Here is a 21,676-nt window from a genome sequence, read left to right as displayed (position 1 = left end):
AGGTCTAGGCAACGCAAGGCCAGACTTGAACAAACGATGGGAAAGCTCCCCCACTAGCCTTCGGGTGAACAGTACTCGCCGCCGGGTTCCGGGTGAACGTTGCCGGCTCCGGCGCTGCGGCAGACATTGAGATGCCGGTCGGCGTTGCCGTCCCGGGCGCTCACGCCTTGGCGTCCGCGGACACCGTTGCGGACGCCGACCTCGCGAGACTGACCATCCCGCTCCCCCAGTGCAGGACCCGTCCCGCACGAGATGCTCGACGGGAACCTCGTCATCGACAAGGTGAACTACTGACCGCCACCGACGGGGTTCTGGAGGCCCTCGACTTACACAACGAGGGCCTGCACGTGTGCACGTGCAGGCCCTCAGGTTCGATTAGACGCGCTGGCTGATCGTGCCGCCCGGGTTGCGGTTGGCGGTCGATTCGGTGACGAACCGGCCCGACGACGCGGAGCGGTGCACCGTGGCCGAGTTGCTCGTGCCGGAACCGACACGTTCGGTGGTGGTCTTTCCGGGCCAGCGGGCCGCAGCGGCCTTGGAGACGAAACGACCGGTGGATGCAGAGCGACGAACGGTTCCCATGGGAACTCCTTCACTGATTGGTGCCGGGGGTGCCATGAGATGGAGCGCCGCTAGTCTGCGGCTGCCAACTCCGGTACAGTCAGTGCTCTGGATGAGACCTGACCTTCTCAGGGCTTGTGAGCCGTCCCGTTACCGCGGGGCGGCTCTTTTCCGTTGTGATCCCGACATCTCGGTATATGTCCGCCGCTGGTCACTTCCCCTCGCGGCCTCTCAACTGCTTCGATTGAGTCTTGCCCGTCATCGATCGCGAGACGAGCGACTGCGCTTTGTTGGCGGAAACGGTTCGGCGTGCCGCCTTCGCGTTCTGGGTCCCGAAGGACGAGCGCTCGATCTTGCCTCGAAATTCACTGCTCATGCGGACTCCCGGTTCTGTCGTACTTGCTGACGTGCGCGCGCGATCGCCGACTCCACCGCTTTCGCGGTCATGCCAAGCTTCTCGCCGATCTCCGCGTGCGTGAAGCCATGCGTCACGTTCAGATAAAAGGCTGAGCGGACACGCTCGTCCTTGATGCTCCCGAATGCACGGCGCAGCTCGTCCTTGATGTGCGCCGCCTCGCTCGCGTCGGGAGCCGCCGACGTCGACGGACCCTCCTCGAAGTCATCGGCCCAGGCCGCTGCGGGCGGCGGAGTCTGCGGCTCCGCATAAGAACGCAACTCTTCTCGACGCCAACGCTTGTAGACGTTGCTGAACTGCAGCAGGCACTGGCCCACGAAAAAAGTGCGCAGGGACGCGCCCTTGGCGGGGTCCCACTTGCCCGGGACGAGCACCTTGTCTCGAAACGCGGTGAGGGCCAGCACGATCGTCTCATCCGCCAGGCTCTCGGCCTCTTCGATCATCGATCCCGGGCGGGGCTCAGGCTCCAGTGCACCGAAGCCCTTTCGCTTCACCTCGCCACGAATCTGCCCTTTGTAGATCCACCCGCGGATGACAGCCCACCCGTACTTCGCGATCTCATTCGCGAACAGATCGTAGTTCCGGCCACGGTATCCGCTGGCCTGGAGTGCGGTCGCGAGTTCGCGGTCTCCAGCGAGCCGGTCGAAACGTTCCTCGGCGCGATCGCGGTCTGCCTCGGCCAGCCAGGCCTGATCCGTTGCCCACGCGCTGAGAGTAGGAACGCCATCGGGGGACGAATGCCCTTCGGGCTCGTCGTTACCGGTCATAGCGTTCCCTCACGATCCTGGTCAGCTCATAGTCACCACGATCCCTCATATGTCCGACATTGCAGACTTCCCCTCGCCTCTCGCAAGAAAATGTTGAGCAACCTCACGGTTCGGTGCCGCCCGCCGTACACGATCGGTTGGGGCGTGGTTTCGCATTCGGTTCTACTGGTGGTGCCGCAAGCGTGCACCGGAAGCTAGTTTCGATAGACGGTCCCGGCGGCACTTCAGTGGATAGCGGAAGAAAAGGGGCGGCCTTAAGGCCGCCCCTCGCTCGTGCGTGATCGTGGGTCAGTGGCCGGCACCGAGGTTTCCGGTGAGGCGGCCATGGAATGCTGCCGCTGTGTCGTTCAGGCCCTGGATGGTGACGGTCTTTCCGTGGTTTTCGTACTTGGTGACGATGGCGTCGAGGGCGGCCACGGTGGAGGCGTCCCAGACGTGCGACCGGCTCATGTCGATGATCACGGTGTCGGGGTCGTCGACATACTCGAACTGTGTGGTGAGGTCGTTGCTGGAGGCGAAGAAGAGTTCCCCGTCGACGGCGTAGTGCGCCGTCGCGCTGTAGGGGTTGACGGTGCGGGTGACGCTCACGAAGTGTGCGACCCGTCGAGCGAACATGATCATCGCGGCGATGACTCCGAGGATGACGCCGACTGCGAGGTTGTGGGTCCAGACGGTGGCGATGACGGTGATGAGCATGACGGCCGTCTCACTCTTCGGCATCCGCGTGAGGGTGTTCCAACGGATGCTGTGCCAGTCGAAGGTCGCGATCGAGACGAGGATCATCACGGCGACGAGCGCCGCCATGGGGATGATCGCCACCACGTCGCCGAGCGCGAGCACAAGGACGAGCAGGAAGACACCGGCGAGGAACGTCGAGATACGCGTGCGTGCGCCGGAGGCCTTGACGTTGATCATGGTCTGGCCGATCATCGCGCAGCCGCCCATGCCGCCGAACGCGCCGGAGAGAACGTTCGCGGCGCCCTGTCCGAGAGCCTCGCGGGTCTTGCGGGAGTGGGTGTCGGTGATGTCGTCGACGAGTTTCGCGGTCATCAGCGACTCGAGCAGGCCGACCACGGCCATCGCTAGAGCATAGGGGGCGATGATCTGCAGCGTCTCGAAGGTGAGCGGCACATTCGGGATGAACAGCGCTGGGAGGCTCTCGGGGAGTTCTCCCTGGTCGCCGACGTTCGGGACGTTCCAGGCGAAGACCACGACTGCGGCGGTGAGCAGCACGATGGCGACCAGTGGTGCCGGGATGACCTTCGTGATCCGCGGCATGAGATACATCACCAGCAGACCCACCGCGACGAGCGGGTAGACGAGCCAAGGAACCCCGATCAACTGCGGGAACTGCGAGGTGAAGATCAGGATCGCCAGAGCGTTCACGAATCCGACCATCACCGAGCGTGGGATGAACCGCATGAGCTTCGCGACACCGAGCAGAGCCAGCACGATCTGGATGAGACCGCCGAGGAGCACGGTGGCGATGAAGTAGTCCATGCCGTACTCGCGGGCCACCGGTGCGATGACGAGCGCGATCGCTCCGGTGGCGGCGGTGATCATGGCGGGGCGTCCGCCGAGGAAGGCGATCGCGACGGCCATGATGAAGGATGAGAACAGGCCGACGCGCGGGTCGACGCCAGCGATGATCGAGAACGCGATCGCCTCGGGAATCAAGGCGAGTGCGACGACGAGGCCGGCGAGGACTTCCCGGGTGAGCAGGCGCGGGCTGCGCAGCGCCTGCATGACGGTGGGTTCGATACGGTGACGCGACGCGGAGTCGCGGGTGGGGGTGACGGCAGTCATGTGCCCTCCGGGGTGTTGGGCTCTCTCGTGAGAGCGCGGGAAACGATGAGGAGCGCAGCAGTGCGCAGGCGTCGGTCAGGCCGACACGGGAAGATGAGGGGAGCAGGCGCGAGAACCGCGCCGATCTAGACTCTAACGTAACGTGAGTGTTGTGGGGAAAGCAATGGAAGACGAACACGCGAGCGTCGCGACGATGCGGATAGGCGAGGTGGCCGAGCGCACAGCGCTCTCATTCCGCTCGCTTCGACACTGGGACGACGTGGGGCTCGTGCAGCCGTCCGCACGCACGGAGGGCGGGTTCCGGCTCTACACCGAGAAGGACGTCGAACGCATCCTCATCATCCGCAGGATGAAGCCGCTGGGATACACCCTCGACGAGATGCGCGAACTTCTCGACGTCGTCGATGCCCTCACCGTCGACCCGAGCGATGTCGCGCTGCGCGCCCGGATCGACGACATCCGCGACGGCGCCGACCAGCGCCGTCAGAAGCTCACGGAGCAGCTCGCCATGGCCGACGAGTTCGTGCAACTGCTCGGACAGCTCTAGAGCGACGGATCGACCTGGTTCGAGGCCTCACGCGCGCAACGAAGGGCATGCCGAAAGTGATGGTTCCGGCGCAGCGATCCACGCCCAGCTGTGTCGAAGTCCAAAAAAGTGCACCGCAACTGCGGTCGTTGGACGTTTCGGTGGGGAATGCGCCCACACCTTTGTCACGGTCCTGGACCACGGGCGAGCTCACATGTCAAGCCCGTCGCGCCGCGGACGCTTCCTTTCTATTGTCCTGCGTCTACCGAGCGGTTGCGATGACGAGGGAGCGACACGAATGGCTACCATCACGGATTCATCATCGACGCGAATCGACTACCGAGCGAGGGCCACGTTTTCGAAGCGCAACTTGTGGTCGGGCATCCTCTTCGGTGTGGGCCTGGTGGCCTTCATCGATGAGACCGTCTTCCACCAGTTGCTGCACTGGCATCACTTCTACGATCTGGCAACGCCTGATATCGGACTGGTGTCGGATGGTTTCTTCCACGCCCTGAGCTGGGCAGCCACAATCGGCGGCCTTTTCCTGCTCGCGGATCTGCGCAGGCGCGCCGCATTCTGGCAGATGCGGTGGTGGGGCGGAGTTCTCCTTGGCGCGGGGAGCTTCCAGCTGTACGACGGCACGGTGCAGCACAAGTGGTGGGGAATTCACCAGATCCGTTATGTGGAGAATGTGCTCCCGTATGACCTCACCTGGAACATCATCGCCGTCCTGCTCATCGTCGCCGGAGTCATCCTCACTGTCCGCACCCGGCGCAGTGGCATTCCAGCCGGGTGAGCCGGTGCACGATCACACCTCCGGATCGGGGATCAGTCCCGATCTCATCATTGCCCTTCCGTTCGCGTTCGCACTCGCCTTCTACGGCGGCTGCGCGATCATCCAGTGGCGGTGCGGCCAGCCCTGGCCCTGGTACCGCAGCGCCTCCTGGACAGTCGGCGTCATCGCAGCCGCAGCAGGATTCGTCGGGCCACTTGCGGCAGCCGCCCACCAAGACTTCGTCGCACACATGTGGTCGCATCTGCTCGTCGGAATGCTGGGGCCGCTGTTGCTGGTTCTCGGCGCCCCCGTCACACTGGCGCTGCGTTCGATGCACGTTGGTTCCGCGCGTCGGTTGTCCCATGTTCTGAGCAGCTGGCCCGCCCGGTTCCTCACCGCTCCGGTCGTGGCCTCTATCCTCAACGTCGGCGGGATGTGGGTGCTGTACTCCACACCTCTCTACGACGCGATGCGAGCGAGCTTCCTCGTCCATTTGATCGTGATGACCCACTTCCTACTCGCCGGATACCTGTTCACAGCGGCGATCATCCCGATCGATCCCGCGCCGCATCGTGCCGGATTCCCGCTCCGAACCGCTGTCGTCGTCCTTGCCCTCGCCGCCCACGGCATCCTCGCAAAGACGCTCTACGCTCACCCGCCGGTCGGGGTGGACGGGCTGGACGCGCAGGCAGGCACGATGCTGATGTATTACGCCGGCGACGTCGTGGACGTCGCGATCATCACTATTCTCTGCGCCCAGTGGTATCGGCGATCTGGCCGGAAGCTCCGCGGTCGCCAAGGTGTAGCACCGCTCGCCGCCTCGGCCTGATCGACCGCTCGGCGACGGCAACTGTCGAGGATGGACGGGGATGTCAACCCCTCGAACCATCGATACGGGTAGGGGTATTCTCGGTATGTCCCATCATTCGGTTGACGGCCTGCTACGCCCGCTGGTGATATTGCCGCCTCTGGCTGGCATGTTCTTCGCGGCAGTCACCTTGATGGCCACGCGGGCGTGGGGGTTCTCCGTGGTCTCCGGTGTGGTGGTGTTCTTCGGCAGCTTCGTGGTGCTGGCCATCATGTACTTGTTCGTCGATGTTGCCGACTCGGTTGAGCGTCGGGTGGGCCTCTATGAGGATTCGGAGCAGAGCAGATGACCACGACGAATATCCCACCGGTGGGCGCACGTCCGACCGAGCTTCCCACTCGCCAGGCGGCTCTGATGAGCCATTCCCGTGTCGAGCAGAAGGGCAACGTCTTCGTGAAGTGGATCACCTCCACTGATCACAAGACGATCGGGTACATGTATCTGATCGCGTCGATGATGTTCTTCCTCCTCGGTGGCGTGATGGCCCTCGTTATCCGCGCTGAGCTGTTCGCTCCGGGGATGCAAATCATTCCGACGAAGGAGCAGTACAACCAGCTGTTCACGGTGCACGGCACCGTGATGTTGCTTCTGTTCGCGACACCTCTTTTCGCCGGGTTCGCCAACGCGCTCCTTCCTCTGCAGATCGGCGCCCCTGATGTGGCGTTCCCCCGACTCAACGCATTCGCGTTCTGGCTCTTCCTCTTCGGCGGAACCATGGTCATCGCAGGATTCCTCACCCCTCAGGGAGCGGCCTCATTCGGCTGGTTCGCCTATCAACCACTCGCTGGCGCCAGCTTCTCGCCAGGCGTCGGGGGTAACCTCTGGATGCTGGGGCTCGTGCTGAGTGGCTTCGGCACAATTCTTGGCGCAGTGAACTTCATTACGACGATCATCACGATGCGCGCGCCGGGCATGACGATGTGGCGCATGCCGATCTTCACCTGGAACACCCTCATCACGAGCCTCCTCATTCTGGTCGCGTTCCCGGTGATCGCGGCCGCCCTGTCCGCCGCAGCGGCCGATCGAGTCCTCGGTGCGCACATCTTCGACCCGGCGAACGGTGGGGTCCTGCTGTGGCAGCACCTGTTCTGGTTCTTCGGTCACCCCGAGGTGTACATCATCGCGTTGCCGTTCTTCGGCGTCGTGTCCGAGATCTTCCCGGTGTTCAGCCGTAAGCCCATCTTCGGGTACAAGACCTTGGTCTATGCGACGATCGCGATCGCGGCCCTGTCCGTCGCGGTGTGGGCGCACCACATGTACGTCACCGGATCCGTGCTGCTGCCCTTCTTCGCACTCATGTCGATGCTCATCGCAGTGCCGACGGGTGTGAAGATCTTCAACTGGATCGGAACGATGTGGCGAGGTTCCGTGACGTTCGAGACGCCGATGGTGTTCGCGCTCGGCTTCTTGGTCTCTTTCGTCTTCGGTGGTCTGACGGGTGTCATTCTGGCGGCCCCGCCGCTCGATTTCCACGTCTCTGACACCTACTTCGTGGTCGCGCACTTCCACTACGTGGTCTTCGGCACCGTCGTCTTTGCGATGTTCGCCGGCTTCTACTTCTGGTGGCCGAAGTGGACGGGACGCATGCTCAACGAGCGTCTCGGATACGTGCACTTCTGGATGCTGTTCATCGGCTTCCACATGACGTTCCTCATCCAGCACTGGCTGGGCGTCGACGGCATGGTGCGACGCTACGCGGACTACTCCGCCGCAGACGGCTGGACCTGGCAGAACCAGGTCTCCACTATTGGCGCGATGATCCTGGGGGCGTCGATGATCCCGTTCTTCCTGAACGTGTGGATCACGGCCCGCCGGGCACCGAAGGTCACGGTGAACGACCCGTGGGGTTACGGTTCATCGCTGGAGTGGGCGACATCGTGCCCGCCGCCGCGTCACAACTTCACGTCGATCCCGCGCATCCGCAGCGAGCGGCCCGCTTTCGACCTGAACCACCCGGAGGCGGCGGAGTTCGCCACCACGGCACCTGGTGAACAACAGCGCCAGTAGGCCACGCTCACGGTGCCGCCGAGCGGGACGATGGTCCTTGGGAGTGGCCCAGAATCGTTGGTCGGCTGGCTTCGCGTTCCTCCACGCTCGCGTTGCTGACTGACCGGCGAGGTGACGGAGTCGATTCGCCGGAATCGGTTTCTCGCGCAAGTCGGTAGATGCTCGTCTCAGGCTCGCGATGACGGATCGACTGGATCACGAACAGCGCCACGCCGAGTGCGACGGCAACGAACGACGCCCAGACGTTGGCGGGAATGCCCCAGAAGCCGTCGCTGGTCGGGTCGATGCGGATGGCTTCCAACCAGCTGCGGCCGAGGCCGTACCAGATGAGATAGAGCGCGAACGTGCGACCCCATCGGAGGGCGATTCTGCGCTCGAGGAGCAGGATGATCGCGACACCGGCGAGGTTCCAGAGGATCTCGTAGAGGAACAGCGGATGGAAGAGAGCTCCGTCGGCGAGACCGTCGGGGAACTTCGCGTTCGTGGATTCGATCTCGAGTCCCCAGGGCAGCGTTGTCGGTAGGCCGAAGAGTTCGTGGTTGAAGTAGTTGCCGATACGGCCGATCGCTTGAGCGATGAGCAGGCCGGGCGCCAGTGCGTCGGCGAACGACCAGAGGCGGATTCCGGCTCGTCGGCAGCCGATCCACGCGCCGAGCGCGCCGCCGATCAAGGACCCGTAGAGGGCGTTGCCACCATCCCAGATCGCGAAGATGTCTGCGAGATTCGCACCGGGATAGAAGTAGTCGCCGACGTGGGTGAAGACATGGTAGAACCGGGCGCCGATGATGCCCAGCGGCACCGCCCACAAGGCGATATCGATGACCACGCCCGGCTCCGCGCCTCGACGGGCGAGTCGACGCTGGGTGAGGATCACCGCCACGATCATTCCCGTGATGATGCACAGGGCATAGGTGTGGATGGTGAGGGGGCCGATGGCGAACTGGGCCCAGTTCGGATCAGGGCTGGGGATACTCATGCGCACACCGCGCAACTATAGTCCCAGGGAGTCCGCATACCCACCTGGGTATGCGGACTCGTGGGATACTGAAAGGGCGTCGTCCATCAGGGACGTGAGAAGCAAGGGGTGCCCGAATGATCGAGACCATGGAATCCAGCGTTTCCGAGGACACCGTCATGTCCGAGGAGGCCGGAGCCGCTCGAGCTGCGCAGCAGCGGAAAATCGTCAACCGTCTGCGTCGTGCTCAGGGGCAGCTCGCTGCGGTGATCACCGCCGTGGAGTCCGGCGGTGAATGCCGCGATGTCGTCATTCAGCTCGCCGCAGTATCGAAGGCGCTGGATCGTGCCGGGTATGCGATCGTCGCATCCGCGATGCGCAATTGCGTGGCCGACCCGGAGAGTGAGTCGCTGACACCGGACGAGTTGGAGAAGCTGTTCCTCACCCTCGCGTGAATGACCGCGCCTACCGGTTGAACAGTCGGGCGAAGAACCCCGTGGACGGTTCGTTGGCGTGTCCGTCGCAGCGCTGCGACCGAGGGATGCCGCGCATCACCTGATCGACGTGCTGGCCGCACCCCTTCCACGTCGCCTTGCCGCACTTCTTGCAGGTCACTTGGTAGCACATGGGGTCTCCTTCAATCGTTGTTACGAGAGCATCAGGAAGAGCTTTTCGATCTCTTCCGTGGTCATATCGGTCGGTTCCTTGTCCGCGTCATCCACGGAGAGGCACTCTTTCAAAGCGTCGGCGACGATCACGAAGCCCGCACGGTTCAAGGCGCTCGTCACCGCTGCCAGCTGGATGACGACATCCCGACACCCCGCGTCGGCTTCGACCGCGGCGATCACCGCGTCCAGTTGCCCCCGCGCGCGTCGCAAGCGGTGCACCACGCGCCGCTGAGCGCCAGAGTCCGCTCTGCCGGCCGGAAGCGGGTCGGTGAGGACTGTCATTCCGATCCGCCCGCGGAGGACTCGTCCAGCTGCCGACGCACATCATCCATATCCAGCCCGCGGACGGCAGTGATGACCTGGTCGAGTTGAGCCTCGTTGAGCGCCCCTGGTTGCGAGAAAACGATGATCCCGCTGCGGAACACCATCAGGGTAGGAATCGAGCGGATGTTGAACGCGGCTGCGAGCTCCTGTTCGGCTTCGGTATCCACCTTGCCGAACGTGATGTCCGGGTGCGCGCTCGATGCGGATTCGAACACGGGCGCGAAGGCGCGGCACGGGCCGCACCAGGCGGCCCAGAAGTCGAGAATCACGATATCGGTGCCCTCGATCACTTCGCGCAGTGCAGTGCCGGTCACCGTTGTGGTGCTCATTCGGTCACGCTGCCGTGTCGAGGTGACCGGGGCAGCGCTGTTCCACGGGAACCCCGTGGAGCGCTTCTTCCACGTGCTGCCCGCAGCCCTCCCATGTGGCCTTGCCGCACACGTCGCACGTCACTCTCGCGCACATCTCTGTCTCCTTCTTTCGGGATCATCGACAATCGTACTATACCCCCCAGGGTATTATGTCTTCATGCCCTCCTCCTCTGAGATGCCTGAACGCCCGACGATCGGACAGTGGGTGACCGGAGTGGATGTGCCGGTTGTGAACGAGCGTGCCGTCCGAGCATCGGCCGGCATCCTGTTCCTTGGTGGCTTTGCTGCGTGGATGTGGGCGTTGGCGACCGGGGACTTGCAGCCGATGCGCGCCTTCGGCATGGTCTTCGCGGTGGAGATGCTGATCCGGCTCGTCGTCGGAACGGCATACACCCCGACTCTGCTGCTGGGCACTCTGCTCACCCGTGCGCAACGTCCGGAATGGGTTGAGGCTCGCTCGAAGGTGCTGGCGTGGAGCCTCGGATTGGGTATGGCATTGGTGGGATGCGTCAGTCTCGGCTGGCTCGGGCTTCCCGCGGTGGTCGCTCAGGCGATCTGTGGCGGATGCCTGCTTCTTCTGTATCTGGAGACGGCGTTCGGGTTCTGCGCGGGGTGCGCTCTGGCGCGACGCTTTTCACGCCGCAAGCCGGAGCTGTGCGCCGGGGATACGTGCACCTACACGCCCCCGCCGCGGGGCTCGAAGCATTCAGTGCTGAAGGACTGACGGCATTCAGGTCAGAGGGATGATGGTCGCCACGAGGGTGACGACCGCGATGACGAGCACGAGCACGGCGAAGCCGATCTGCAGTCCCTTGCCCGGGAGCTTGGCCGCCAGACGTGCACCCAAGAGCGATGCGATCATCGCGGGGATGGTGAAGGCCACGGTGAGGGGAACGTCGATGCCGCCGATGCTTGCGTGTGCGGCGGCACCGGCCAGCGAGTTCGCGACCGTCACGACAAGCGAGGTGCCGATCGCGAGTTTCATCGGGAGGCGCAGGAGGAGGGCCAGGGCGGGAACGATGACGAACCCCCCGCCGACGCCCAACAGACCCGTGAGCATGCCCACGCCCAGACCGATCAGGATCGCGTGGATGAGCCAGCGCGGGTGCCGCTCTCCCCGGGATGCATTGTCGGCGATCGGTCGGAGCATCCGCACGCCCGCGACGAGCATGAGCGCGCCGAATCCGATCAAGAGCAGCGATTGCGAGAGCAGGGCGTTCACGGCGGTACCCACGAGTGCTGCCGGAATGCCCGCCGCGCTCACGGCCGCCGCGACCGGCCAATCAACGCCGCCGCGAAGGCGCGGCACTACTGCGGTGGATGCGGAGGCGATCGCCATGACGAGAGATGCGGTCATGGCGTCCGCGACCGGGACTCCGACCAGGCCGACGAGCACGGGCACGGAGATGATTCCGCCGCCGGCGCCGACCAGTCCCATGACGGCGCCCACGACGACGCCGAGGGCGATGACGAGGAAGATCACCTCAGACGCGCACGTAGGCGGCGCCCGCCCACTGCTGCTCCGCAAGGTGGATGACGGCCGATGGCACGACGGTGACGCCCTCCGTCAGCTGGTCCTGCTCGATACGTTCACGTTCCATGCTGTTGCCGCATGCCGCGACGTCGATCATGCCTCGGAGAGTGTCGGCGAGGTCCTCGTCGAAACCTGCGCCGCTGACAAGTCCCGCTACGGCCGGCCCCTGCACCACCACGCGGATGCGTGCTTCCGGAAGCCCGTGGCTCGCATTGCGAGCGACTCGCAGTGCGCCGGTGATCACCGCGGGGTCAGAGCCGAAGGCGTGGATCAGAAGCATGTGCTGCTCGCTCACGATTGCACCGGCCGGCCCGACTCGATCCAGGCCGACGTGCCCCCAGTGACGTTCACTGCCCGGATGCCGGCGGACGCCAGCGCCTCACACGCTCTGGCGCTTCGACGCCCGGATTGGCAGATCACGTAGACGGCACCCGTCGTGTCTATCTCGGCACTGTGATCTCTCACCTCGCCGAGAGGGATGTTGCGGGCACCCGGCACGTGGCCGTCCCCGTACTCATCCGGTTCGCGCACATCGATGATGACTGCGGAAGGGATGGTGGCAAGCTCGTCTACAGAGATCTCGTTCATGTCCACGCTTCTTTCACGACTGATGGAGGATCAGGAGGCTACGGGTGTCTCCACCGGCTGGCCGGCGCGCACCCACCCGAGGTAGCTGCCTTCGAGCTCGACGACCGGGATCCCCGCTCGACGCAGCGCCTGACTGGCGACGATGTTGCGGGCACCGCTCTGACAATAGGTGACGATCGTCCGATCCGCGGGAAGCTCATCACTGTCCCACAGCACCCGCCCGGCGCCGATCCGGGTCGCACCGGGGACATGCCCGTCGGCATACTCGCTCGCCTGTCGGACATCGAGAACAAACGCGTCCTCGAGGTTCGCCACCGACTCTGGAGCGATCGTGTCCGAGGGCACCGTGGGAAGGTCGCCGAGCGAGGTGACGAACCCCGCGTACGAGTCGATCCCGACCCGGATGAGGTGATCGCGGACTTCGATGGCCTGCGGCCCGTCGTGGACGAAGAGCAGCAGTGGGCGCTTTTCGCGTTCGGGATCCACCGCCCACGCGCCCCATGCCGCCGTCTTACCCACGGCCGGGATCGCCAATGCGCCGGGAACGGAGCCCGCCCTCACGGCGTCAGGGGTGCGGGTGTCGACGAATACGACTTCATCGGCATCGACGGCACCCGCCGTGCGGTTCGCGTCGAGTTCGACCAGGTCGGAGAGCGGTCCGAGGACCGAGGGGCCATCCCGATTCTCCCGCTTCATCCGCGCGAAGTATGCGTGCGCATCAGGCTGCCCGTCCAGAAGCTCTGCGACGAATCCGTCCCTGTCGCCGGCGGCAAGATACGGCCCCCACCAGGCGTGAAGCCGTTCGTAGCCCACGGTCGTCGACGCAATGGCGCCGAGCGCCTTTCCGCACGCACTTCCCGCACCGTGCGCAGGATGAACCTGCACGTGATCAGGAAGTGCGAGGAAGACCGTGCGCAGGCTGTCGAACAGATCCAGCGCACCCTGGAATCGGGTGTCCACCCCGCCGGCGGCTTCGTCCAGGAGATCGGGTCGCCCGAGATCACCGACGAAGACGAAGTCACCGGACAGCACATATCCCGGCTCGTCAGCGAACGCACCGTCGGTGACCAGGAAGACAAGGTGTTCAGGGGTGTGCCCGGGCGTATGCCGTGCCTGCACCCGGATGTTCCCCACCGTGATGATGTCTTCGTCGTGCAGGCGGTTCGCGGGGAAGCCATACTCCCAGTCGGCCCCACCCTCGCCGGAGACGAAGATATCAGCGCCGGTTGCGTGCGCCAGTTCGCGCGTGCCGGAGAGGTAGTCCGCGTGAATGTGGGTTTCCGTCACGGCTGTGATGCGCAGCCCGTGCTTCTTCACCGCATCGAGATAGATCCCGATATCCCGTCGCGGATCGACCACGACGGCTTCCCCCGTGGCCTGGCAGCCGATCAGATAGCTGGCCTGAGCGAGATCCTCATCATAGAAGCGTTCCAACAGCATGACATTCCCTTCGAAAACCTCACACCAGCATACCCCCAGGGGTATGCATGTCAAGGCGGCGGTGCGAGCGTGAACTCGGTCGCCTGCGTCGTCGCCATGAGAACGGCACCCGAGCGCAGCGCGAGTGTGGGTGCGGGGCCGGGGTCATCGACGAAGGCTGCGGCATCGACATCCCGTCTGATGTATCCGCTCGAGGCGGTGAACCAGACGCTGTCCGTGGTGGCCGACACGGGCTGACTGGCTGACGGAACCTCGTCCTGCCAGAGCTCTCCCAGAGACGGAGAGACTGCGATCACAGTCCGCCCGGCTGGTGTGTCTGTGGTGAAGAAAACCGTGTCCTCAGCTGGCGTAGAGAGGGTTCTCGCAGCAGGTGTGCCAGGGAGAGTCGCAAGGAGCGTGCCGTCGTCGAAGCGGTGGACCGAGAACTGAACGCCGTCGGCCGTCGGCCACTCGAGGACGAGCACGTCCCCCGCAGGGATCGTCGAGTCTGCCGCGACGCGCGCCGGACCGCTTGCCCCGGGTGGCGCTTCGGGCTCGGACTTCCACAGCAGAGGAGCCCCGTCAGCTGCCGCATCCCGCACGGTCACCCCGGTCGGCGTGTCCGAGGCCAGGAGCCCGCCGTGCGCGTACGCCGGTCGTTCGGTGTCGGGCAGGTCAATCGCCTCGCCTGTGCGCGGTGAGAGCGCCGTCCCCGATGCCGGCTCATCGGTCAGAGCGCCGCCCAGCATCTCGACTGTGATCAGGCCGAGGTCGGACATCCCGCCGTTCACGCTCACCGGCCCCCACGCCACGGCCCCGTCGTCGCGAAACGCAGTCGCCGTGGTCTCTGTGGCGATGACACCGTCGTGCAAGGCTGCGTCGGAATCGAGGATGACGAGCAGGTCTTCCCCATCGACTCGCGTGACAGCGAACCCCGTGCAGGCAGGATTCGTGCGTGCTTCCCACTGCTGTTCTCCGTCTGTCACGACGAAGGTGAGTTCCGCTGACTGTGCGCTCGGATAGCGGACGGCCACAAGGCCATCGCCGAACCGGGTGGGGGACCGATCGAAGACGACGGTGTCACTCGCGGCCGAGACCTTCCCGGCGGACGCTCCCAGCGGCTCGCTCGTGCATCCCGTCAACACCAGCACTGCGGCTACTGCTACGCAGGTCCAAGTCAGGCGGCGGATCATCGCTGATCCCTGTCGTGTCGACCGCGCGGTGATCCCTGCTGCAGATTCTCGACAGAAGTTGCCACCCTGCGGTTCATGATGTGCGCTACTCTCAGCTGTATACCCACGGGGGTATGGAATCGGAGTCGTCTCATGCCTGTTATCGCTTTTCTTGGATCGACCGCTGGCCGCTGGGTGCGGGGCATCCTCGGCGTTGCTCTGGGCGCGGTCGGTGTGATCGCGGGCCAGTGGTGGCTGCTCCTGCTTGCCCCGGGGCTGCTCTTCCTCGCGTCAGCTGTGTTCGATTTCTGCCTGCTCGGACCGTTGGCGAAACTGCCGATGCGGGGCCCTGCATTCCGCGCAGCATGTGCTCGACCTCGTAACGCGTAGACGACTCCTCTCGATCAGCTCGGGCGGCGCACCAGGACGACACTGTCGATAAGCGTCGCTCGGCGCCCACCCGGCCCGATCGCCTCGCGCTCGTGGAGTTCGCAGCGGTCGACGTGCCAACCGTCGGGAAGCTCCATGGTCGCGAGATCGCTTTCCGGGGTCGGGAAGCTCACAGAGGAAGCGGATGCGGCGTCTGCCCAAGGGGGCGGCGCTGCGTGAGCCACGACAAGAAGCGAGCCGCCCGGCGCCACGAAGTCCTTGCTGCGTCGCACGATGTCCGACCTCGGGATCTTCACCGGCCAGGAGTGAAGAAACGCCGATGTGACGAAATCGAACGTCTGCGTGGTCGTCCACTCGCTCAAGTCGGCTGCGACGAAACTGACAGCGTTGGCGTCCAGGCCGACACTCGCCGCGGCGGTGCGAGCTCTCTCCACGGCAGTCTCAGAGAGATCTACGCCCACCGTCAGCCACCCGCGGGATGCCAACCACACGGCATCGCCGCCTTCGCCGCAGCCGAGATCGAGAGCTGATCCGGGTTCCAGGGACTCGGCGACCTCTCGGACGACCGTATTCACACGCCCTGACCACACGGCTTCCGAACTCGCGTATCGGGCCTCCCAGAACGTCTGTGCGTCAGAAGAATCTGCGTCCGTCATGGTTGGCTCGCTTTCTGTGATCGTGCGATCTGGGGGCGTTGCGGAGGCCGCGGTGTCACGTGATCCCGAGAAGGACCGGTGTGAACAGTGCCGCGATCCACACCGCGAGGACGAGGAGCGCAATGAAGAGCGCCCTCCGCACCCCCTTCCGGTGAGCACTGTCGCCCCACAGGTGGGATCGGGTTTCCTGCCGCATCGCTCGATTCGCTTCGCGGCGAATCACTGGGTCGTTCATATCGAGGTGGCCTGACCGCGCGTGCGCGGCGATCGCCTCCGATCCGGAGTCGTCGTGAGGGTCATTCGTCTCGGGTATTTTTCGAGCCATCGTCTCCTCCTTCGTCTCCGACGGGCCGTGCGACCAGGCTATCTTGATATACCCCATGGGGTACATGGAGCGGGTGTTGTCGGTCATTTCGAATCCCTTATGGGGGCGGCGAGACGCTTACGGCGACGACTCCACAGGGCGAGGATGAGGGCAGCGATGATCAGGATGAGAGTGATGTCGACAAGCGGGTTCGCCAGCATGCTCGCGTTCGCCTGCAACCAGGCTTGAGCCTCGACGGGAACGAGTTCAGGTGCACCCACCAGGCCGTTCGTCACCCAGAAGAGGATGCCGACGCCGGTGACGAGCAGGCCGGTGATCACTGACGTCGTGTGCCACTCGCGACCGAGAAATGTGAAGGTGCGGCCGCGAAGCACCTGTCTCCCGCGAGTCCCGAGCTTCTGCCACAGTGCGGCGATCAGCAGCAGCGGAACGACCATCCCCGCACCGTAGACAGCCAGGAGCGCTCCGGCGGCCACGGCGTTGCCGCGGGTCGCCGCCAGGGTCAGGACGGCGCCCAGAATCGGGCCGGCGCAGAAGCCGGCGATGCCGCTGGCTGCGCCGAGGATCGCGGTCTTCGCGATGCCCGATTTGGAAGCGGCGCGAGCGTGGAGATCTGCACCTGCGGGGAGGAGGCGGGCAGGGTCGAATCCGAAGCCTAGAGTCTGTGCGATACCCAGGGCGACAAGCACCACAGATGACACGAGAACGACCACCTGACGATGCGATACGAAGAGCGCTCCCAGTGCTCCGGCCCCGACCCCCAGCGGGACGAGAACGACGAGCAGACCTCCGTAGAAGATTGCACCGTGGAGTGCGAGTCGAGAACCGGTGCCGATCGTCGACGCAAAGAAGGCGGGCATCAGCAGTGCCGCACACGGGCTCAGGAGCGCAAGCACTCCTCCGACGAACGCGGCAACGAATCCGATCTCCACGGCGGCCTCAGCGCGCCGATTCCAGTGCGGCTTGGAACGCGTCTTCGAAAACCTCGGTCGGCTGCGCGCCGATGATCGGCTTTCCCCCCAGCACGAACATCGGCGTCGACGTCGCGCCCAACTCGAGCCCGAAATTCTGATTCTTCGCAATCACCTCCGCTGTCGCAGGGGTGTTCAGATCAGCCGCGAACTTCTCCGTGTCCAAGCCCACGTCGCCTGCGAGAGCGATGAGCGCCTCTTCGCTGAGGTTGGCCTCTGTGCGGTGGTGTCCGTCTGCGAAGAGAGCGTGGTGATACTCCCAGAACGATCCCTGCAGGGCGGCTGCATAGGAGGCGCGTGCGGCGCGCTCGGAGGCAGGGCCGAAGACGTTGACATCCCTCACTTCGATCCGCAGGTCGCCATTTTCCGCGTGTTCCATCATCGCCGGCAATGTGTTCTCGCTCCACAGTGCACAGAACGGGCACTGATAGTCGGAGAACATCACGAGGACCACGGGAGCATCAGCTGGACCAGCTGCGAGGAGATCGCTCTCGTCACGGCTCTCCGCCGCAGAAAGGTCAGGCCCCGCCGGGTTCTCCACCACGGTGGGGCCACTCGACTCCTCGGAACCGCTCTCAGAAGGAGTGACAAGCGAGAGCACGAGCGCGATGAGGATGCCTACGAGGGCAAGAACGCCCACCGGCACCACCCAGGCTGGCCACGGCCGGGGCGTCTGTGCGTTCGTCATGAGTGGACCTCCTGGTCGCAGGCTGAGTGGACAGTCGACTATCCAACATAGTCGACTATGTCAGATAGTCGACTATGCAAGGTAGTCGACCTCGTGTGATGATGGTTCCATGCAGCGCGCCGTCAGTGACTTCTTCCGGGGGCAGCGGGAGAGCCTGATACTCGCTGCGCAGGCGCTTCGAAGCTGGGGGCCGCGGCAGGTCCTGGCCTCGATAATCACGGCGGTACCGGTCGTTCTCGTGATCGGGTTCGTCACCGTTCTGATTCCCAACGATGTGTTCGCTCGCGATATCCCGCCAGTGTGGTGGAACTGGCCTGTCCTGCTTCTCACGGCGGCCATGTCAGGAATGCTCGTTGGCACGTACGTGAAGGGTGACTCATCGGCCGGTGCAGCGGATCCCGCTCTAGAAGAGGCCGCTGCTGATCGCAGCGATCGTCGGAGTGGACGACTCGGTGTGGCCGGCGGACTGTTGACGTGGTTCGCGGTGGGATGCCCGGTCTGCAACAAGCTTGCGCTTCTCGCGTTGGGGTATACGGGAGCCATTGCATGGTTCGCGCCCTTTCAGCCTGTGCTTGCCGTCGTTGCGCTGGTTGCGACGGGAATTGCGCTCGTTGCGCGGCTGCGCGGTCAGGTGGCATGCCCGGTATCGCGACGTCGGGCACGGGTGGCGGCATGAGAAGTCCAGCAGATGGACCCCGCGAGGTGTTGCGGCTCGGTGCGCTCGAGTCGCAGGTGATGGATGTGCTCTGGGAGCGCGGCTCGGCCACAGTCCGAGATGTCATCGACGGACTCCCCACTGACCCTGCGTACACCACGATCGCGACCGTGCTGGGGAACCTTGATCGGAAGGGTCTGCTGGTCATCACAAGACAGGACCGGTCGACTCGATATGCCGCCCGCGTGAGCAGGCAGGAGCATGCAGCAGGCCTCATCGAGCAGGTCCTGGCCGGTACGCACGACCGCGTGTCATCAATCCTGCAGTTCGTCGATTCACTGCCCGAGAATGAGCTCGACCTTCTCCGTGATTACCTGGATCGCCGCGACGAGGCTGGACGGCCGTGATGCCGCTGACCGTCGCCGTTCTTCTCCTCGTGGGAGGAGCGGCCTTCGCGGTGTTCGGCCCGTGGCTGTTGCGTCGAGCTGCACCGGCGCTGGTTCGAATCCCTCGTATAGCGATCGGACTGATCGTCGGCGGGATGCTCGTCTGGATCGGATCCGTGCTGGCCATCGGCCCAGTGCTTGCCTGGGCCGGGTCCGGACCTGTGGTGCTTTCCGGGCAGGCTGCGGATGTCTGTCAGCGTTGCTTGGCAGCGGCGAATCCCTTCCTCGACTCAACGACGAGCTCGCTCGTTCCGACGATTCTCTTCCTCGTCATACCAGCGGTCGTCGCGTTGTCCTTGGGTATAGCCACGAGCGCACGGATGCTACGGAATGCGCGTAAAGCGCGTGCCACCGCCGAAGCGGTTCGATCCGGATCGGTTCGTACCCGTCTCCACGGGCATGAGGTCTCCGTCATCGATAGCGAGAGAGTCTTCGCCCTCACATTCGCCTTGCGTGATGGCGGCATCGTCCTCTCCACGGGCGCCATCCGCTCACTCGACCACAACGAACTCGCCGCCGTCCTGGAACACGAACATGCTCACCTGCGGCAGCGCCACCACCTGATCTCTTCACTGGTCGACGGCATCGCTGCCCACCTGCGATGGGTACCCCTCGTCGCAGCAGTCGCCGAAGCAATCCCTCACTATCTCGAGATCGCGGCCGACAACCACGCGCGACAGACCGTCGGAACCCCCGCTCTCGTAGGGGCCCTACTCAAAATGGCGAAGCCCTCTCCTGATACAGCCCTCGCCTCTCACCCGGCTGCGCTGCATGCGACCGGTCCGGAACGGATCAGGCAACTTGTGCGGCCAGGGGTCGGACTGTCCGGCGCAGTCCCACTGATCGCGATCGCGGCGTACCTGTTTGCCTTGGGCATAGTCTCCATTGCCATTCAGCTCCCCTACGCGTCAGCTGCGATCACCGGTTGCTCCTGATGGAGTGACTAGGTCGATCCTTGACGATGGGTGAGTGACGGTCTGAGGCTAAGAAGCGGCCCCGCCAGTTGAAGGCAGTGCGTCGATGTCACGGTTTCCCCCGGGGTTGACTGTGGCCTTCGGGAATCAGCCTGACGACCAGAGCCATCCCCTTTGATCTGAACGACTTCAAGGTCAATCCGAGGGGAGGCGGAGCGCGTCGGTAAACGCATTGCCATCGCGTGCGCCAACAGGCGCACCACCGCCGGCGTCAAGCTCCCGTCAATCCACTATTAGATCGGACTCAGTCCGATTCAACCTCGGGTAATCCGATGTAAAGCGGCCAGTCCGATTCAAAGACGCAAATCACAACAAACCTCTTGACACGGCATTCGCTTCGTCGTAACGTACAACCAAATGGTTGCACAACGAGAACTGAGCGAAGCGGAGACCGACCGTGTGTTCCACGCACTGGCGACGTCGACCCGACGCGATATCCTGCGCCGCACGATCAACGACGAGCAGTCGGTGTCGACCCTCGCGGGCGACTACGACATGTCATTCGCCGCGGTGCAGAAGCACGTCGCCGTCCTCGAGGCTGCCGGCCTCATCATCAAACGCGCCGAGGGACGCGAGCGGCTCGTCCGCGCGAATCCTGAGATGATCGCGCGCGCTCGGGCGCTGCTCGCCCGTTACGAAGAGCTGTGGCGGGCTCGCATCTCCCGCCTCGACGACCTCCTGTCATCCGAAACACCCCACGAAGATTCATCGAAGAATTCACCGAAGAGAGGGAACTGAAATGCCTGTCACCGACGTCAGCACCAATGCTGAAGACCGCACGATGACCGTCACCGCCGACTTCGCCGCTCCGATCGAGCGGCTCTGGCACGCGTTCACCGACGCCGGCCAGCTCGAGCGCTTCTGGGGTCCTCCCGGATGGCCCGCCACTTTCCGCGATTTCGACTTCACGGTCGGCGGCAAGGCGCTCTATTACATGACCAGCCCGCAGGGTGAGAAGTCGGGCGGCTCCTGGGAGTTCCTGAAGATCGACGAACCGCGCGGCTTCGAGGTCATCGACGCATTCGTCGACGCCGAGGGCAACCCTCTCGAAGGCTTCCCTTCGATGCGGATGACGTTCAGTTTCGAGTCGACGGACGACGGCAGTCGCATGGTCAACACCAGCCACTTCGACTCGTCCGAGGCTCTCGAGCAGGTCGTCGCGATGGGTGCGGCTGAGGGCTCGCGCATGGCGATGGATCAGCTGGATGCCGTGCTGCAGGACCTCCGCGAATACGCGCAGGGCAAGGGCACCCGAGTCGAGCTGCTCGACGACACGCACGTGCGGATCACGCGGTTGGTGAACGGCCCGCGTGACCTCGTCTGGCGCGCCTACAACGAAGAGGCACTCATGCGGCAGTGGATGCTCGGCCCCGATGGGTGGGAGATGACCGAATGCGTCATCGCCACGGCCCCCGGCGACAAGCACCGCACATCGTGGGCGCCCGTCGGCGACACAGAGGGAGAGGCATTCGGCTTCGAGGGCGAGGTCGTGCTGGTCGACGCGCCACGTCGTGCCGTGTCGACCGAGCGGATGCAGGGCACCGAGGGTCCCGAGACCCTCAACGACCTCAACCTCTATGAGGAAGACGGCGCCACCCTCGTCACGCTGCTCATCGAGTACCCCGACAAGGAGACGCGCGACATGATCCTCGCCACCGGCATGGCCGAAGGCATGGAGGAGTCTTACGCACGGCTCGAGCGCGAGGTGCTCAGCCCCGCGCGTCCGTAGCTTCTCGGACGTTGACTGTGCGGCCCCGGATCCGGTGGATTCGGGGCCGCTCGGCTGTGGGGTCCGGAGTCATGCGGAACGGCGGA

The 21,676-nt window shown here is 64.5% G+C and carries 28 protein-coding genes; 12 read left to right on the top strand and 16 right to left on the bottom strand.

Going from position 1 to position 21,676, the window contains the following annotated elements:
- Nucleotides 1-375 precede the first annotated feature (375 nt).
- The 3 genes from ACP7AR_RS11890 to ACP7AR_RS11880 form a co-directional block, all read right to left on the bottom strand.
- Nucleotides 376-582 carry an ABC transporter ATP-binding protein gene (locus ACP7AR_RS11890; protein ID WP_426185937.1) on the bottom strand — a complete coding sequence of 69 codons (207 nt, stop codon included), beginning with the start codon at nt 580-582 and terminating at the stop codon, nt 376-378.
- Between the two features lie 351 nt (nt 583-933).
- Nucleotides 934-1,743: an RNA polymerase sigma factor gene (locus ACP7AR_RS11885; RefSeq protein WP_426185935.1), complete on the bottom strand. Its 810-nt coding sequence runs from the start codon at nt 1,741-1,743 to the stop codon at nt 934-936.
- Nucleotides 1,744-2,031: 288 nt separating this feature from the next.
- A complete protein-coding gene (locus tag ACP7AR_RS11880) occupies nt 2,032-3,549 on the bottom strand; it encodes a SulP family inorganic anion transporter (protein ID WP_319031355.1) in 1,518 nt (505 codons plus the stop codon).
- Nucleotides 3,550-3,712: 163 nt separating this feature from the next.
- Between ACP7AR_RS11880 and ACP7AR_RS11875 the strand changes: the two genes are divergently transcribed.
- The 5 genes from ACP7AR_RS11875 (at nt 3,713) to ctaD (ending at nt 7,725) form a co-directional block, all read left to right on the top strand.
- Complete coding sequence (locus tag ACP7AR_RS11875; RefSeq protein WP_319031356.1) at nt 3,713-4,096, top strand: MerR family transcriptional regulator; 384 nt, start codon at nt 3,713-3,715, stop codon at nt 4,094-4,096.
- 277 nt (nt 4,097-4,373) lie between these two features.
- Nucleotides 4,374-4,871 (top strand): DUF2243 domain-containing protein, encoded by a 498-nt coding sequence (locus ACP7AR_RS11870; RefSeq protein WP_319031357.1) that lies wholly within the window; start codon nt 4,374-4,376, stop codon nt 4,869-4,871.
- Between the two features lie 4 nt (nt 4,872-4,875).
- Nucleotides 4,876-5,679 (top strand): cytochrome c oxidase assembly protein, encoded by an 804-nt coding sequence (locus ACP7AR_RS11865; protein ID WP_319031358.1) that lies wholly within the window; start codon nt 4,876-4,878, stop codon nt 5,677-5,679.
- 40 nt (nt 5,680-5,719) lie between these two features.
- Nucleotides 5,720-6,007: a hypothetical protein gene (locus tag ACP7AR_RS11860; protein WP_426185931.1), complete on the top strand. Its 288-nt coding sequence runs from the start codon at nt 5,720-5,722 to the stop codon at nt 6,005-6,007.
- Nucleotides 6,004-7,725, top strand: a complete 1,722-nt coding sequence (gene ctaD, locus ACP7AR_RS11855; RefSeq protein WP_426185930.1) for a cytochrome c oxidase subunit I — start codon at nt 6,004-6,006, stop codon at nt 7,723-7,725. The genes ACP7AR_RS11860 and ctaD overlap by 4 nt, the downstream gene beginning before the upstream one ends.
- Before the next feature lie 7 nt (nt 7,726-7,732).
- Here the strand turns inward: ctaD and lgt are convergent, their stop codons facing one another.
- Nucleotides 7,733-8,701 (bottom strand): prolipoprotein diacylglyceryl transferase, encoded by a 969-nt coding sequence (gene lgt, locus ACP7AR_RS11850; RefSeq protein ID WP_426185928.1) that lies wholly within the window; start codon nt 8,699-8,701, stop codon nt 7,733-7,735.
- A 158-nt stretch (nt 8,702-8,859) separates the two neighbouring features.
- Here lgt and ACP7AR_RS11845 point away from each other — a divergent pair, with 158 nt between their 5' ends.
- The gene (locus ACP7AR_RS11845) at nt 8,860-9,135 is read left to right on the top strand and encodes a metal-sensitive transcriptional regulator (protein ID WP_319031539.1); all 276 of its coding nucleotides are present in this window, start codon (nt 8,860-8,862) and stop codon (nt 9,133-9,135) included.
- 10 nt (nt 9,136-9,145) lie between these two features.
- Here ACP7AR_RS11845 and ACP7AR_RS11840 read toward each other — a convergent pair whose 3' ends face one another.
- From ACP7AR_RS11840 to trxA, 3 genes are read right to left on the bottom strand one after another with little or no spacing between them, the layout of a single operon-like run.
- Complete coding sequence (locus tag ACP7AR_RS11840) at nt 9,146-9,307, bottom strand: hypothetical protein (protein ID WP_165875491.1); 162 nt, start codon at nt 9,305-9,307, stop codon at nt 9,146-9,148.
- A gap of 20 nt (nt 9,308-9,327) precedes the next feature.
- Nucleotides 9,328-9,630 (bottom strand): metal-sensitive transcriptional regulator, encoded by a 303-nt coding sequence (locus ACP7AR_RS11835; protein WP_275093372.1) that lies wholly within the window; start codon nt 9,628-9,630, stop codon nt 9,328-9,330.
- The gene (gene trxA, locus ACP7AR_RS11830; RefSeq protein WP_275093373.1) at nt 9,627-10,001 is read right to left on the bottom strand and encodes a thioredoxin; all 375 of its coding nucleotides are present in this window, start codon (nt 9,999-10,001) and stop codon (nt 9,627-9,629) included. The genes ACP7AR_RS11835 and trxA overlap by 4 nt, the downstream gene beginning before the upstream one ends.
- 199 nt (nt 10,002-10,200) lie before the next feature.
- Here trxA and ACP7AR_RS11825 point away from each other — a divergent pair, with 199 nt between their 5' ends.
- Nucleotides 10,201-10,767, top strand: a complete 567-nt coding sequence (locus ACP7AR_RS11825) for a DUF4395 family protein (RefSeq protein WP_319031361.1) — start codon at nt 10,201-10,203, stop codon at nt 10,765-10,767.
- A gap of 6 nt (nt 10,768-10,773) precedes the next feature.
- On the opposite strand, the gene ACP7AR_RS11820 is transcribed toward ACP7AR_RS11825, so the two are convergent.
- The 9 genes from ACP7AR_RS11820 to ACP7AR_RS11780 all read right to left on the bottom strand — a co-directional run bounded on the left by ACP7AR_RS11820 (nt 10,774) and on the right by ACP7AR_RS11780 (nt 17,786).
- Nucleotides 10,774-11,526, bottom strand: coding sequence for a sulfite exporter TauE/SafE family protein (locus tag ACP7AR_RS11820; RefSeq protein WP_319031362.1), 753 nt, complete (start codon nt 11,524-11,526; stop codon nt 10,774-10,776).
- A 1-nt stretch (nt 11,527) separates the two neighbouring features.
- Nucleotides 11,528-11,872, bottom strand: coding sequence for a DsrE family protein (locus ACP7AR_RS11815; RefSeq protein ID WP_319031363.1), 345 nt, complete (start codon nt 11,870-11,872; stop codon nt 11,528-11,530).
- Nucleotides 11,869-12,165 carry a rhodanese-like domain-containing protein gene (locus tag ACP7AR_RS11810; protein WP_319031364.1) on the bottom strand — a complete coding sequence of 99 codons (297 nt, stop codon included), beginning with the start codon at nt 12,163-12,165 and terminating at the stop codon, nt 11,869-11,871. Before ACP7AR_RS11810 ends, ACP7AR_RS11815 begins: the two co-directional genes overlap by 4 nt.
- Before the next feature lie 30 nt (nt 12,166-12,195).
- Nucleotides 12,196-13,605, bottom strand: a complete 1,410-nt coding sequence (locus tag ACP7AR_RS11805) for an MBL fold metallo-hydrolase (protein ID WP_426185924.1) — start codon at nt 13,603-13,605, stop codon at nt 12,196-12,198.
- A gap of 50 nt (nt 13,606-13,655) precedes the next feature.
- Nucleotides 13,656-14,735, bottom strand: a complete 1,080-nt coding sequence (locus ACP7AR_RS11800; protein WP_426185922.1) for a hypothetical protein — start codon at nt 14,733-14,735, stop codon at nt 13,656-13,658.
- A 425-nt stretch (nt 14,736-15,160) separates the two neighbouring features.
- Nucleotides 15,161-15,802: a class I SAM-dependent methyltransferase gene (locus tag ACP7AR_RS11795; RefSeq protein WP_319031367.1), complete on the bottom strand. Its 642-nt coding sequence runs from the start codon at nt 15,800-15,802 to the stop codon at nt 15,161-15,163.
- A gap of 55 nt (nt 15,803-15,857) precedes the next feature.
- Entirely contained in the window at nt 15,858-16,214 is a 357-nt protein-coding gene (locus ACP7AR_RS11790) for a hypothetical protein (RefSeq protein WP_426185920.1), read from the bottom strand.
- On the bottom strand, nt 16,211-17,059 hold the full coding sequence (locus ACP7AR_RS11785) for a cytochrome c biogenesis CcdA family protein (RefSeq protein ID WP_426185918.1): 849 nt from the start codon (nt 17,057-17,059) through the stop codon (nt 16,211-16,213). Before ACP7AR_RS11785 ends, ACP7AR_RS11790 begins: the two co-directional genes overlap by 4 nt.
- 7 nt (nt 17,060-17,066) lie before the next feature.
- Nucleotides 17,067-17,786: a DsbA family protein gene (locus tag ACP7AR_RS11780; protein WP_319031370.1), complete on the bottom strand. Its 720-nt coding sequence runs from the start codon at nt 17,784-17,786 to the stop codon at nt 17,067-17,069.
- Between the two features lie 109 nt (nt 17,787-17,895).
- On the opposite strand from ACP7AR_RS11780, the gene ACP7AR_RS11775 reads away from it, so the two are divergent.
- The 5 genes from ACP7AR_RS11775 (at nt 17,896) to ACP7AR_RS11755 (ending at nt 21,590) form a co-directional block, all read left to right on the top strand.
- Complete coding sequence (locus tag ACP7AR_RS11775; protein WP_319031371.1) at nt 17,896-18,462, top strand: hypothetical protein; 567 nt, start codon at nt 17,896-17,898, stop codon at nt 18,460-18,462.
- Nucleotides 18,459-18,848 carry a BlaI/MecI/CopY family transcriptional regulator gene (locus tag ACP7AR_RS11770; protein WP_319031372.1) on the top strand — a complete coding sequence of 130 codons (390 nt, stop codon included), beginning with the start codon at nt 18,459-18,461 and terminating at the stop codon, nt 18,846-18,848. Before ACP7AR_RS11775 ends, ACP7AR_RS11770 begins: the two co-directional genes overlap by 4 nt.
- Complete coding sequence (locus ACP7AR_RS11765) at nt 18,848-19,822, top strand: M56 family metallopeptidase (RefSeq protein ID WP_426187735.1); 975 nt, start codon at nt 18,848-18,850, stop codon at nt 19,820-19,822. Before ACP7AR_RS11770 ends, ACP7AR_RS11765 begins: the two co-directional genes overlap by 1 nt.
- A 396-nt stretch (nt 19,823-20,218) precedes the next feature.
- The gene (locus ACP7AR_RS11760) at nt 20,219-20,599 is read left to right on the top strand and encodes an ArsR/SmtB family transcription factor (RefSeq protein WP_426185915.1); all 381 of its coding nucleotides are present in this window, start codon (nt 20,219-20,221) and stop codon (nt 20,597-20,599) included.
- 1 nt (nt 20,600) lies between these two features.
- Nucleotides 20,601-21,590, top strand: coding sequence for an SRPBCC family protein (locus ACP7AR_RS11755; protein ID WP_426185913.1), 990 nt, complete (start codon nt 20,601-20,603; stop codon nt 21,588-21,590).
- The last annotated feature ends 86 nt before the right edge of the window (nt 21,591-21,676 follow it).

Origin of the sequence: Microbacterium sp. TWP3-1-2b2 (genome assembly GCF_049896145.1) — a bacterium.
Taxonomy (GTDB): domain Bacteria; phylum Actinomycetota; class Actinomycetes; order Actinomycetales; family Microbacteriaceae; genus Microbacterium.
Note: the sequence above shows the minus strand (reverse complement) of the source record. Positions and strands in the feature narration are given on the sequence as shown.